Here is a 13,364-nt window from a genome sequence, read left to right as displayed (position 1 = left end):
CGAGAGGGGGGCGGGGCGAAGATAGGGGCCGATGGCTTCCTCCCTGACCATCGGCGATGTGACCGTGCCCGGCCGGGTGCTGATGGCCCCCATGACGGGGATCACCGACCTGCCGTTCCGGCGCGTGGCTTCGAGCCTCGGTGCGCCCTATGTCGCCACCGAAATGGTCGCCTCGGCCGAGCTGGCTCGCGGTCGCCCGGATGTCGTCCGCCGGGCGGCGGTGGGCGATGGCCTGCCCCTGACCGTCATCCAGTTGGTCGGGCGGGATCCCGAGGCCATGGCCGAGGGCGCGCGCATGGCCGAGCGCGCGGGCGCTGACCTGATCGACCTCAACTTCGGCTGTCCGGCCAAGGAGGTCACCGGCTCGGCCTCAGGGTCGGCCCTGATGCGGGTGCCTGATCTCGCCTGCCGCATCATGGAGGCGGTCGTGGGAGCCGTCAGCCGCCCGGTCACCGTCAAGATGCGTCTGGGCTGGGACGACACCGACCGCAATGCCGCAACCCTGGCCCGACGCGCCGAACAGATCGGCGTGCAGGCCGTCACGGTACACGGCCGCACACGGAAGCAATTCTACACCGGCAAGGCCGACTGGCAGGCGGTGGGTGAGGTCAAGGACGCGGTCTCCATCCCCGTTGTCGTCAATGGCGACGTGCTGACGCTGCAAGACGCCCGCGATGCGCTGGAGCAATCGGGCGCCGATGCCCTGATGCTGGGGCGCGGGGTCTATGGCCGGCCCTGGCTGGCGGCCCGGCTTGAGGCCGGCCTGAACGGCGACACCGGTCCCGATGCTCCCGACCGCGCCGACCGTCTGACGCTGGTCATCGACCATATGCAGGCCTCGCTGGACTTCTATGGCTATCCGCTGGGGCTGAAGATGTTCCGCAAACACCTCGGCTGGTACATCGAACAGGCCCCCTGGCCTGCGGACCCCGCCGACCGCCGCGCCGCCAAGGCACGCCTGTGCCGCATGGACGATCCCGAGGCCGTGGCCCGGTCCCTGTCGGAGCTCTGGACCGCATAGTGCCGCATATTCGCAACTAACCTGTTGATCATCGGCCACAGGTATCGGATGGTGCCGGACGCATGACCGGCCCTGTGACAGCAGATGAAATGCCTAAAAGCCGGCCGCTGGATGCGGCGCTCGGCGCGTTGCGGGCCGGTATCTCGACCCCGGCCGGGCGTCCCGTGTTCGGTGTGGCCTATGCCGTCGCCTTCCTGATCACCGTCGCGGCCATCTGGCTTGTGGCCGTCGCGCCCGAGGCCGGCGGCGAGGAGGGGGCCCGGGCAGCGACCAGCCGGGCGGTGCTGTACATTCTTCTGGGCAATCTGGTCCTGATCCTGACACTGGCGTCCGGCGTCGGCATCCAGGTGCTGGATCTGGTCCGCAATCGCAAACAGGCCGGCGCGCGCCTGCACCTGCGCTTCGTCACCCTGTTCTCGCTGGTGGCCGTGGTGCCCGCCATCCTGATCGCCCTGGTGTTCGGCGTGCTGGTCAACCGCGGCGTGGACCAGTGGTTCAGCGTCAACGTCAGCGCGGCGGTCGAAAATGGCGCCGATATCGGCCGCGCCTATGTCCGCGATGTCAGCCTCGAACTCGAATCCGACCTCGCGACCATGGCCAATGAGCTGACGGCCCCCGAAGCCCGCGCGGACTTCCAGACCAGCCGCATCCGCTTCTCCGGCCTTCTGGCCCAGACGGCGGACATCTTCGGCTATCCCGCCCTCTATATCCTCGACGGTCAGGGGCGGGTTCTGGCCAGCGGCGAACTGCCGGGCGCTCCCGCCTATGTCGGACCGCCCCGCAGCGATCTTGAAATGGCGGCGCAGGGCGAAATCGCCCCAAGCGGCGTCACCGAAAACCCCGACACCATCCGCACCCTCTATCCGCTGTCCGGGTATGGCGACGCCTACCTCTATGCCGTCCGTCCCCTACAGCCCGGGCTGATCTCGCAGATGCGCAACAGCGAGCAGTCCATCCAGGCCTATCGCGAGGCCCAGGAAAGCCGCGCCAGCATCCAGACCGCCTTTGCCCTCAGCTATCTCGAGACCGCCCTGCTGGTTCTCGTGGGCGCCGTCTGGCTGGGCATGTCGGCCGCCAGCGCCATTTCGGTGCCGATCGGGCGTCTGGCACAGGCCGCGGATCAGGTCGCGGGCGGCGACCTCTCGGCCCGCGTTGCGGTCGATAAAGAACCTCACGAAATCGCCGCCTTGTCCAATGCATTTAACCGCATGACCAGCGATCTTCAGGCACAGCAAGAGGCCTTGAAAGCCGCCAGCGAGGATGCCCAGGGCCGAAGTCGCTTCATCGAAACCGTGTTGTCCGGCGTCAGTGCCGGGGTCATCGGTCTGGACCGCAAGGGCCGCGTCTCCGCCATCAACGCCAGCGCCATCGAGTTGCTGGGCTTGCCCGATGCTGACCTGACAGGTCGCGAACTGGCGGCCTTTTCGCCGGAGCTCAGCGAGCTGCTCAAGCGGGCCGAGGCCCACATCGAGGAAGACATCGACGTCACCCGCGACGGCGAGACCCGCCGCCTGCGCGTCCGGATCGAGGGCGGTCTGGGCGGCGAGATGGTGCTGACCTTCGACGACATCACCCGGCTGGTCACGGCCCAGCGCAATGCCGCCTGGCGCGATGTCGCGCGCCGCATCGCCCATGAGATCAAGAACCCCCTGACCCCGATCCAGCTGTCGGCCGAGCGTCTGCGCCGCAAATACCGCTCGCAGGTGGTTGATGATGTCGAGGTCTTTGATCGCTGCACCGAGACCATCATCCGTCAGGTCGGCGACATCGGCCGCATGGTCGACGAATTCTCCTCCTTCGCCCGCATGCCGGCGCCTCGTTTTGCGCCCGAAAACCCCGCCGAACTGCTGCGTCAGGCGGTCTTTGCCCAGCGCGTGGCGGTGCCCGACGCCGCCATCGACCTCCAGCGCGGCCTGCCCAGGACCGAGCTTCAGTGCGACGGCCGCATGGTCGGCCAGGCCCTGACCAACATCCTCAAGAACGCCGGGGAGTCGGTGCAGGCCCGCCGCGCCATGACCGGCGACACGGACGCCGGCACCGCCATCCTCGCCTGGCTGGACCTCGACCCGAACACGATCACCTTCGTCATCGAGGACGACGGCGTCGGCCTGCCCGAAAAGGACCGGGACCGCCTGACCGAACCCTATGTCACCACGCGCGACAAGGGCACAGGGCTGGGCCTCGCCATCGTCCGCCGTATCTGTGAGGACCACGGCGGCGAGCTGAAACTGGCCGATGCCGAAACGCTGAGGGGAGCCCGGGTCTGTCTGGTCTTCCCGCTCAAGGCGCCCTCCCGGACCGGGACCGTGCCTGCCACCCCTTCCCCCTCCACCATCCCCGCGGCTGAATAGAGAGAGCTCATGAAAAGCAACGGAGCCGACATACTGGTCGTCGACGACGAGGCCGACATCCGCGACCTGGTCGCCGGCCTGCTCGAAGATGAGGGGCATTCGATCCGCACCGCCTCTAATTCTGACGAGGCCCTCGCTGCCATTCGCGCGCGCAAGCCGTCGCTGGCCCTGCTGGACATCTGGATGCAGGGGGGCGGCATCGACGGGCTGGAGTTGCTCGACATCATCCGCACCATCGACCCCGACCTGCCGGTCGTCATGATCTCGGGTCACGGCAATATCGAAACCGCCGTCAGCGCCCTGCAGCGCGGCGCCTATGACTTCATCGAAAAGCCGTTCAAGTCCGACCGGCTGGTGGTGGTCATCCAGCGCGCGCTCGAGGCCGCCTCGCTCAAGCGCGAAAATCGCCAGCTGCGCGCCCAGGCCATGACGCCGACCGGCATCATCGGCAAGTCGGCCGCCGCGGTCGCCCTGCGCAACACCATCTCCAAGGTCGCCCCCGCCAACAGCCGCGTGCTGATCTCAGGCCCGCCCGGTTCCGGCAAGGAGCTGGTGGCCCGCCAGATCCATGAGGCCAGCCCGCGCGGCCGGTCCGAGTTCGTGGCCATCGCCGCCGCCGGCATGACGCCCGAACGTCTCGACCTCGAACTGTTCGGGGAGGAGGGCGTCGACGGCCGCCCCAGCAAGATCGGTGTGTTCGAGCGCGCCCACAACGGCACCCTCTACCTCGACGAGGTCGCCGACATGCCCCGCGAGAGCCAGAGCCGCATCCTGCGGGTGCTGGTCGAGCAGCGCTTCCGTCGCGTCGGCGGCGAGCAGGACGTCCAGGTCGATGTCCGCGTCATCACCTCCTCCTCACGTGACCTGAAGCAGGAGATCGAGGAGGGCCGCTTCCGCGAGGACCTGTTCCACCGCCTCGCCGTCGTGCCGATCCGCGTTCCGCCCCTGACCGAGCGCCGCGAGGACATCGCCGAAATGATCGAGCATTTCACCGAGAGCATCTGCATCTCCCAGGGTCTGCCCCGCCGGCGCATCGGCGACGACGCGGTCGCGGTCATGCAGGTCAACCCCTGGCCCGGCAACGTCCGCCAGCTGCGCAACAACATCGAGCGCCTGCTGATCCTCGCCACCGGCGACCCATCCGAGCCGATCACCGCCGACATGCTTCCCCAGGACGGCCCGTCGGACAACGCCACCCTGTCGATGGGCAATGAGCGCATCATCGCCCTGCCGCTGCGCGAGGCCCGTGAGGTGTTCGAGCGCGAATATCTGGCCGCCCAGATCATGCGCTTCGGCGGCAATATCTCGCGCACGGCGGGCTTCATCGGCATGGAGCGCTCGGCCCTGCACCGCAAGCTCAAGTCTCTGGGCGTCTCCCCCGCGCGCGGTGGCGACGACGAGATCGAGGCGAGCGACGCCTGATGTCCCGCATCGCCTACGTCAACGGCCAGTACCTGCCCCACACCGGGGCGGTCGTCCATATCGAGGACCGGGGCTTCCAGTTCGCCGACGGTGTCTATGAGGTCTGGTCCGTATTCGACGGTCGGCTGGCCGACTTCGAGGGCCATATGACCCGCCTGCAGCGCAGCCTGTCGGAACTGCGTATCCGCATGCCGATGACGCCCCAGGCCCTGACCATCGTCCTCAAGGAAACCATCCGCCGCAATCGCGTAGACGACGGCATCGTCTATCTGCAGATCACGCGCGGCACGGCCCGCCGCGACCATCCGTTTCCGTCCGCAGACACCCCGCCCAGCGTCATCGTCACCTCGCGCCGCGTCGATCAGGTCAAGGCCGAGGCCACAGCAAAAAAGGGCGTGGCCGTCGTCACCCGCCCCGACCTGCGCTGGGGCCGTTGCGACATCAAGACCGTCGGCCTGTTGCCCAATGTGCTGGCCAAACAGGCTGCGCGCGAGGTCGGCGCCTATGAATGCTGGCTGGTCGACGAGCTGGGTCTGGTCACCGAGGGCACCTCGACCAATGCCTGGATCATCGATGCCGACGGCGTCCTGCGCACCCGCGATACCCAGGCCAACATCCTGCGCGGCTGCACCCGCTCGACCCTGATGCAGATCATCAAGGACGAGGGCATTCCGTTCGAGGAACGCGCCTTCACCGTCGAGGAGGCAAAGGCGGCCCAGGAGGCCTTCTTCACCGCCGCCGGCGCCTTCGTCCTGCCCGCCATATCCATCGATGGCACAAAGATCGGAACCGGCAAGCCCGGCCTCGTCACCCGCCGCCTCCGCGAAGCCTATCTCGACGCCGCCCGCGACAACGCCGTCTGACAGGGCAGTTGCGGTTGCCGTGGCGCATGGCGGTGACTAAGGTCACATCGTCGCGGCACATCGCGGCTCCGGCGGCTCCCCCTTGCCGGACAACAAGCAAGAACAGGATCAACCTGCCATGTCGCAAGACAAGCGTCAGAACCTTCAGGACACCTTCCTCAACACGGTCCGCAAGACCAAGACCCCGCTGACCATCTTCCTCGTCAACGGCGTCAAGCTGCAGGGCATCGTCACCTGGTTCGACAATTTCTGCGTGCTGCTGCGTCGCGATGGCCAGTCGCAATTGGTCTACAAGCACGCCATCTCCACCATCATGCCCTCGGCTCCGGTCGACCTGCGCGAGCCGGAAGATCAGGACTGATCCGTCCGGTCCGGAGTGCTGAGGGAGCCTGTGGTCCTGTCCGTGCGTTCGCGGACGGGACGCTTTCATCCATTCAAAGCCCGGAACCTGCGTGTCCTCACTGCTGATCGACCATACCGCTCCGCCCGTTCGGGCGCTTGTTCTCCACCCTGACCGGTCGGCCGGCCGGGCAGGGGGCCGCCGTCCGCAGGATCGGCTGGACGAGGCCGTGGGCCTGGCCCAGGCGCTGGACCTCCACGTCCGGGGCCAGGAGGTCATCGCCCTTCGCCGCACCACGCCCGCCACCCTGTTCGGCTCGGGCAAGGTCGACGAGATGGCGGCTCTCGTGCGCGCCGCCGAGGCCGAGGTGGTGGTCATCGACGACGCCCTGACACCGGTCCAGCAGCGCAATCTGGAAAAGGCGTGGGAGGCCAAGGTCATCGACCGCACCGGTCTGATCCTCGAGATCTTCGGCCGGCGGGCCCGCACCCGCGAGGGCCGGCTGCAGGTCGAACTGGCCCGGCTGGAATATGAACGCTCGCGCCTCGTCCGTACCTGGACCCACCTGGAGCGCCAGCGCGGCGGCACGGGCTCGACCGGCGGTCCCGGCGAAACCCAGATCGAGCTGGACCGCCGCCTGATCGCCGACCGCATCGTCAAGCTCAGGACCGACCTCCAGGACGTCCGTCGCACCCGGGGACTGCACCGCACCGCGCGCAAGAAGGTGCCGTTCCCGACCGTCGCCCTGGTCGGCTACACCAATGCGGGCAAGTCGACCCTGTTCAACCACCTGACCGGGGCCGAGGTGGTGGCAAAGGACCTGCTGTTTGCCACCCTCGACCCGACCCAGCGCATGATCCGCCTGCCGCAGGGGCGGTCGGCCCTGATCGCCGACACCGTGGGCTTCATTTCCGACCTGCCGCACGAACTGGTCGAGAGCTTCCGCGCCACGCTTGAGGAGGTGGCCGAAGCCGATCTGATCCTGCACGTCCGCGACATCTCCAGCCCCGAGACGGACGCCGAGGCCAAGGACGTCGAAGAGGTTCTGGCCCGCATCGCCCCCGCAGAGGGCGAGGAAGAGGCCTCGCTTCAGGTCCGCACCCTCGAGGTCTGGAACAAGATCGACCGCCTCGACCCCGAGACCCACGCCGCCATGGTCACCCGCGCCCGGACCGAGGGCGCGGTCGCCGTCTCGGCCCTGACGGGCGAGGGGCTTGAGGCCCTGCGTCAGGCCATCGCCGAACGCATCGATACCGACCCCGAAATCCACCTGACGCTCGAACCCCAGGACGGCGAGGCCCTCGCCTGGCTCTATGAGCACGGCCGCATCACCGCCCGCACCGAAGACGCCGACGGCCGCCTCGAGATCAGCGTGCGCCTCTCCGAGCCCGCTCTCGGTCGGTACCAGCGGCTGTTCGCTCTGAACTGAGCCGGCTTTCGGTCAGGGTCTTGCAGGGGGCGGGCCAGCGTCCACCGTTTGCCCTGAAAGCCTCCCGCAATGGCACAGATCATCGCCACCCGCCGTCCCGCGACGGACCTTCCCGACCGGGAAGCCGACGTCTGGCGTGCCTTTCAGGGACAGCAGACGGCCTTTGCCAATCCGCTGATGGGGCCGGACTTCGCCCGCGCCATCGGGCGGGTCCGCGACGATGCCGAGGTCGTTACCTATCGCCGGGGAGACGAGATCGTCGGCTTCCTCGGCCTGCACCGGCGTCCCGGCGGCTTTGCCCGCCCGCTGGGCGCCCCCTTTTCCGACTATCACGCTCTCATCACCGGGCCTGCGCCCGGCATGGATGGCCCGCAGGCCCTGACCTTGGCGGGCATCGGCGCCTTCCGACACATCGGTCTGGTCGATCCCTATGGCCTGTTCCCGCCGGTCGGTACCGGGCCGGACGCTTTTGCCATCGAGACGCCCGACGGTCCCGAGGCCCACCTCGAGTCCATGCGCGCCGTCAGCCCCAAGAAGTTCAAGAACTGGCGACGGCTGTCCAACCGCCTCGCCGAGCTTGGCCCCCTGCGCTTTGACCAGAGCCAGTCCCGTGACGACCTCGACGCCCTGCTGTCGTGGAAGTCCGAGCAGTTCGAGCGCACCGGGCTTCAGGACGTTCTGCGCCCGCTCTGGGTGCGCGCCCTGATGTCAGACCTGTTCGAGGCGGACACGCCCCATTTCCGCGGCCTCATGCTGACCCTGCACGCGGGCGACACCCTCGTCGGCGGCCATTTCGGCGTGTTCGGCGGGGGCACCTATCACCCGTGGATCGCCTCGACCAATCCGGCGCTGGCGCATGTGTCGCCGGGCAACGCCTTCCTCGATCAGGCCATCCGCGCGATGCCCCGGCTGGGAATCACGACCTATGACCTCGGACCCGGCCACGACCATTACAAACAGCCTTGGGCCTCGATCCGCAAACAGGTCGGCGTCGGCCTCACCCTGGTCGAGGGGAAGGGCAGGGGCCTGATGACCCTCGGCTCGACCGCCTGGGCTTCGGGCGCCGATGCCCCGCTGGCCAAGGTGCGCCGCCGCCTCGACCACATCGCCGCCATCGACCCCACCCCCGCCGGCCGCGCCCTCGCCCTCGTCCACGCCATGCGCGCCATCCCCCGCCGGCTGTCCCCCTCCGGCCCGATCGAGGGCTGAGCGGCTTCCTGCGAGGGAAGTTTTTCCGTCTCCTCCCCACCATGATGGGGAGAGGGACCGCGGGGCGGTGGAGGGGTTCTCCACCACAGGCACGCCCTCAAGAGCCCCTCCGTCTCGGCTGCTTCGCATCCGATCCACCTCTCCAGCTTTGCTAGGGAGGAGACAGATAGTGCGATAGCCGCCCGCAAATTTCCCAACCCTTTCAACGCCCCCACCGTTTCTCGTACCGTTCTTCCCGACCAGGTGCAGCGGTGTGCCACCCTCTGCCCGTCTCCGTCGCAGGAGAGGCGCCTCGGGACCCAGGCACTGAAGCGGCGGCGGGGGCCGGTCGAGCGGGACTGCCCGGGGCGAAACCCCGGGGTCCGGGGCGTTTCTGGACGCCTCGCCCGTCGCGGGCCGAGAGACTGGGATATGCTGTCGAACCGGGACAGGCGAAGTCGGGCGCACAAGCATCCGGGTGCCCGACCCCCGGCGGAAGAGACAGTCCCCCCAGGCGCTCGCGTGAACCGACCGGGGCGGCGCCAGGCTACGGGGCCGAAAATCACACACGCTCCCTGACGGCGAAAGCACGGGAGCATACGGTTCCGGGCCCCCGGCCCATGCGCCGCCCGCCTCTCCATAGCCTCTGCCCCCCGGGCGAGAGGGGCTTTGGCGTTCCCGCTCTCGTCGCCAACCCGCGTCACGTCAGACTCTGTCAGAAGCCTTGCTGCAGCTTCGGGTCTAGGGTGCCGCACACATCTGGAGGGACTCCCATGCTCGCACGCTTCGTTACCGCCACGGCCGTTGGCCTCGCGCTTGTCGCCGCCGCCGGCACCGCCTCGGCCCAGACCCGGATCGCCGTCGGCGAACAGTCCGGCTCAACCCTCAATGCCCAGTCGCCCAAACTGGCGGACGGCAGTTCCTATGAGTGCTGGGTGGTCGAGACCAATGGTCAGCCGATCACCATCGACCTGATGAGCGGCTTCTTCGATACCTTTCTGGTAGTCGGCACGGGCCGGGACTGCGGGGACAATATGACCGCGCTCGCCGCCGATGACGACAGCGGCGACAACACCAATGCCCGGGTAAGCGGCACCTTCAACGAGCCGCGCCTGCTCATCCGCGCCAATGCCTTCAACGCGGGCGAGGGGGGCAACTACTGGGTCAAGGTCACCGCCGGTGTCGTGGAGTCCGAGACGGCGCAGGGGTCGATGGATGCCCTGCCGGTCGTCGAGAACGAGTGGGGCACGGACCCCTACGTCTGCGCCGGCGCCTATCGTGCCATGCCGGAACTGCGCCAGTATCTGACCCGCTACGGCAATGTCAGCTCGATCGACTATGCCGAACGCAATCGTCGGGTCTCGTCGCGCCTCTCCCCGGCCCAGGAAGGCAGCGCTGACTTCATGTCCAGTGCCTTTGTGCTCAGCACGCTCAACGGCTTCATCGATGATCTGCCGCAGCAGGTCTCGGACTATCTGACCGCCCTCGCGGACTGCGACCGGGCCAATGGCTTCACACCGGTGACCCGCTTCCGCTGATCTGCTGTCCTCTTTCAACGGGGGCTGTAGCCCCGACCGGAGTTCGTTTCATGTCCCTGAAAATTCTGGCCCGCACGGGCGCTGTGGCCGCGACGGCCCTGATGGCGGCCCTGGCCGTCTCGACGACGGCCTCGGCCCAGACCGCGATCCGCCTCGGCGAGCCGGTCAGAGGCACGCTGAGCGCCAGCGATCCCGTCATGGAGGTCGATGGCAGCAGCTATGACTGCTACATCGTCTCGACCCGTGCGGGGCAGTCCTATGCCATTGATCTGACGTCCAGCGACTTTGACACCTTCATCGGCATGGGGCCAGGTCGGGCCTGCCAGCCGCCGGTGGAGCAGACCAATGACGACATCAGCGAGGACAACACCAATTCGCGCCTGATCTTCACCTCTTCGGGCGGCGACTATTTCATCCTCGCCAACAGCTACGCGGCAGGCGCGACCGGCGCCTACCGCCTGATCGTCACGGAGCGCGGCACCACCACGTCAGCCGCCCAGGTCCCGAATCTGACCCGGCCGCGAGAGGCGGACGACCGCTATGACTTCGACCTGACCTGCGCGGCCTTCGGCACCCTCGGCATGATCGAGCTGATGCAGCAGGAAATGAGTGATGCAGAGCTGCAGAAGCTCCTCTCGGACAACTACACCCTGCTGACGAATGCCGAACAGTCCGGCGCGGCCCTCGGCAAGTCCTCGGACGATGTGAACAACGAGATCGCCGAGCTGGCGGCCGGGCTCATTCAGGATCCCGACGCCATGGCCCAGCTGCCGCCGGTGCCCACCCGCGCCGCCTGCCTCGGCGCCTCCGGCCTTTAGGCCGAGGGCAACAGGCCCGGCACGAAGTCGCGATAGCGACCGGCGGTCACTCCGTCGGTCGCCCGCGCGATGTCGGGCGCGAAATAGTGGTCGGACGCATATTCCGGCGCGGCTTCCCGCACGATCGCCCAGGCCCGCTCCAGCGCAGGCGACGACGTGAGCGGGCGGTGGAAGTCCAGACCCTGGGCCCCCGCCAGCAGCTCGATCCCGACCACGGTCGCCGTATTCTGCGCCATGTCCAGCAGGCGTCGCGCCCCATGCGTCGCCATCGACACATGGTCCTCCTGATTGGCGCTGGTCGGCACGGTGTCGACACTGGCCGGATGAGCCACCATGCGGTTCTCGGCCACCAGAGCCGCCGCCGTCACCTGGGCGATCATGAAGCCCGAATTCAGGCCCGACTCCCGCACCAGAAAGGCGGGCAGGCCGCTCATCTTGGGGTCGACCAGAATCGAGGTCCGGCGCTCGGACAGATTGCCGATCTCGCACAGGGCCATGGCCAGCTGGTCGGCGGCAAAGGCCACCGGCTCGGCGTGGAAGTTCCCGCCCGAGATGACGTCGCCCTCCTCGACGAATACCAGCGGATTGTCGGTCACCGCATTGGCCTCGCATTCCAGTACCGTCGCAGACGACCGCATCAGGTCCAGGATCGCCCCCATCACCTGCGGCTGACAGCGCAGCGAATAGGGGTCCTGCACCTTGGAGCAATCCGTCCGGTGGCTGTCGCGGATCGCCGACCCCGCCATCAGATCGCGCAGGGTCTCGGCTACCGCAATCTGCCCCGGCTGGCCGCGCAGGGCGTGGATGCGGGCATCGAACGGCGCGTCCGACCCCTTCAGCGCGTCGACCGACATCGCTCCCGCCACCAGGGCGGCAGCAAAGGCGTCTTCGGTCGCGAACAGACCGGTCAGGGCCAGCGCCGTCGAACACTGGGTGCCGTTCAGCAGAGCCAGGCCCTCCTTGGGCCCCAGCGTCAGGGGCTCAAGCCCCGCGGTTGCCAAGGCCTCGGTGGCGGCCATCCGCTCGCCCTTCACCCGGGCCTCACCGACCCCCAGCAACAGGCAGCTCATATGCGCCAGCGGGGCCAGATCGCCCGATGCTCCGACCGATCCCTTGGACGGCACACAGGGCAGAACCTCGGCGTCCAGCAGGGCGATCAGCATCTCCAGCGTCTCGCGCCGGATGCCCGAGGCCCCGCGCGACAGGCTGGCGACCTTCAGCACCATCATCAGCCGCACGACCCGGTCTTCCAGATCGGGACCCACCCCACAGGCATGGCTCAGCACCAGATTGCGCTGCAGCGTCTCCAGATCCTCCGGCTTGATCGAGGTGTTGGCCAGCAGACCAAACCCCGTGTTCACGCCGTACACCGTGCGGCCATCGGCCACGATGGCGGCCACCGTCGCTGCACCCCGGTCTACCGCCTTCCACGCCGCATCGGTCAGCGACAGACGCACAGGGCCATCCAGCACGGCGCGAAGCTGGGCGAGCGTCAGGGGGGATTGTCCGAGGGTCAGGGTCATGCGCTCCCCTTATCCTCCCGTGCGGGACCTCGTCGACTCACCCACAGCCCGAACAGGGCCGCGATCGGGAACATCAGCACGCCGTACACGGCCGCCGGCAACGACATATCCGGCCGGCCGAGCACGCCCTGGGCAATGACGATGGCGAGGGTGGCGTTGTGAATCCCGACCTCAAAGGCGCTGGCCACCGCCCGGGGTTTCTCGATCTTCATCAGGCGCGGCACGACATAGCCGACCGTCAGGCTGAGCAAGCAGAAGACGGTCGAGATGCCCCCCAGCAGCAGGAAGTTGGCGGCCAGCAGATCGAAACTGCTCGCCACCGATCCGGCGATGACCAGCACGAGGATAGCCACCGAGGCGATACGGACGGGCTTGTCCATGGCCGAAGCGAACCCGGGGCTCAGCCTGCGCACGGTCATGCCCAGCGCCACAGGAACGAGGACGATAAGGAAGACCTCCAGCGTCTTGCGGAACTGAAGGCCCACGCTGAGGTCGCCCGGTTGGAAATACGCAATCGCCAGATTGGTGAGGATCGGCAGGGTGACGACGGCGATGACGGAATTGATCGCGGTCAGCGAGATGTTCAGCGCCACATCGCCCCGGAACAGGTGGCTGTAGAGGTTGGCTGTCGTGCCGCCGGGCGAGGCCGCCAGCAGCATCATCCCGACCGCGAGGATCGGCGGCAGCCGGAACAGCAGCACCAGCCCAAAGCAGATCGCCGGAAGCAACAGCAACTGACAGGCGAGGGCCACGGCGGCGGCCTTCGGCTGTTTCGCCACGCGGGCAAAGTCGGCGGGTGTCAGGTCCAGCCCGAGGCCGAACATGATGATCCCGAGGGCGAGAGGCAGGGCGACGGCGGCGAATTCCATGC

11 protein-coding genes are annotated in these 13,364 nt (G+C 68.0%); 9 read left to right on the top strand and 2 right to left on the bottom strand.

Features of this window, described 5'->3' with window-relative positions:
- Positions 1 to 31: 31 nt before the first annotated feature.
- The 9 genes from dusB (at position 32) to EG854_RS05040 (ending at position 10,970) form a co-directional block, all read left to right on the top strand.
- Complete coding sequence (gene dusB, locus EG854_RS05080; protein ID WP_123286630.1) at positions 32 to 1,021, top strand: tRNA dihydrouridine synthase DusB; 990 nt, start codon at positions 32 to 34, stop codon at positions 1,019 to 1,021.
- A gap of 62 nt (positions 1,022 to 1,083) precedes the next feature.
- Positions 1,084 to 3,372, top strand: a complete 2,289-nt coding sequence (locus EG854_RS05075) for a sensor histidine kinase NtrY-like (RefSeq protein ID WP_241153137.1) — start codon at positions 1,084 to 1,086, stop codon at positions 3,370 to 3,372.
- Between the two features lie 9 nt (positions 3,373 to 3,381).
- The gene (gene ntrX, locus EG854_RS05070; protein ID WP_123286628.1) at positions 3,382 to 4,794 is read left to right on the top strand and encodes a nitrogen assimilation response regulator NtrX; all 1,413 of its coding nucleotides are present in this window, start codon (positions 3,382 to 3,384) and stop codon (positions 4,792 to 4,794) included.
- Positions 4,794 to 5,657: a D-amino-acid transaminase gene (locus EG854_RS05065; RefSeq protein WP_123286627.1), complete on the top strand. Its 864-nt coding sequence runs from the start codon at positions 4,794 to 4,796 to the stop codon at positions 5,655 to 5,657. Before ntrX ends, EG854_RS05065 begins: the two co-directional genes overlap by 1 nt.
- A gap of 118 nt (positions 5,658 to 5,775) precedes the next feature.
- Entirely contained in the window at positions 5,776 to 6,018 is a 243-nt protein-coding gene (gene hfq / locus EG854_RS05060; RefSeq protein WP_123286626.1) for an RNA chaperone Hfq, read from the top strand.
- Between the two features lie 91 nt (positions 6,019 to 6,109).
- Positions 6,110 to 7,426 carry a GTPase HflX gene (hflX, locus tag EG854_RS05055; protein WP_123286625.1) on the top strand — a complete coding sequence of 439 codons (1,317 nt, stop codon included), beginning with the start codon at positions 6,110 to 6,112 and terminating at the stop codon, positions 7,424 to 7,426.
- A 69-nt stretch (positions 7,427 to 7,495) separates the two neighbouring features.
- Positions 7,496 to 8,635 (top strand): GNAT family N-acetyltransferase, encoded by a 1,140-nt coding sequence (locus tag EG854_RS05050; protein WP_123286624.1) that lies wholly within the window; start codon positions 7,496 to 7,498, stop codon positions 8,633 to 8,635.
- A 752-nt stretch (positions 8,636 to 9,387) separates the two neighbouring features.
- Positions 9,388 to 10,152, top strand: a complete 765-nt coding sequence (locus EG854_RS05045) for a hypothetical protein (RefSeq protein ID WP_123286623.1) — start codon at positions 9,388 to 9,390, stop codon at positions 10,150 to 10,152.
- A 50-nt stretch (positions 10,153 to 10,202) separates the two neighbouring features.
- Positions 10,203 to 10,970: a hypothetical protein gene (locus EG854_RS05040; protein ID WP_123286622.1), complete on the top strand. Its 768-nt coding sequence runs from the start codon at positions 10,203 to 10,205 to the stop codon at positions 10,968 to 10,970.
- On the opposite strand, the gene hutH is transcribed toward EG854_RS05040, so the two are convergent.
- Both hutH and EG854_RS05030 read right to left on the bottom strand, forming a co-directional pair.
- Positions 10,967 to 12,493: a histidine ammonia-lyase gene (hutH, locus tag EG854_RS05035; protein WP_123286621.1), complete on the bottom strand. Its 1,527-nt coding sequence runs from the start codon at positions 12,491 to 12,493 to the stop codon at positions 10,967 to 10,969. The two genes, EG854_RS05040 and hutH, sit on opposite strands and share 4 nt — an antisense overlap.
- Entirely contained in the window at positions 12,490 to 13,362 is an 873-nt protein-coding gene (locus tag EG854_RS05030; protein ID WP_123286620.1) for a bile acid:sodium symporter family protein, read from the bottom strand. The genes hutH and EG854_RS05030 overlap by 4 nt, the downstream gene beginning before the upstream one ends.
- Between the last annotated feature and the right edge of the window lie 2 nt (positions 13,363 to 13,364).

Source organism: Brevundimonas halotolerans, from assembly GCF_003730275.1.
In the GTDB taxonomy this organism is placed as follows: Bacteria; Pseudomonadota; Alphaproteobacteria; order Caulobacterales; family Caulobacteraceae; genus Brevundimonas; species Brevundimonas halotolerans.
This window is presented reverse-complemented; position numbering and strand designations above follow the sequence as displayed.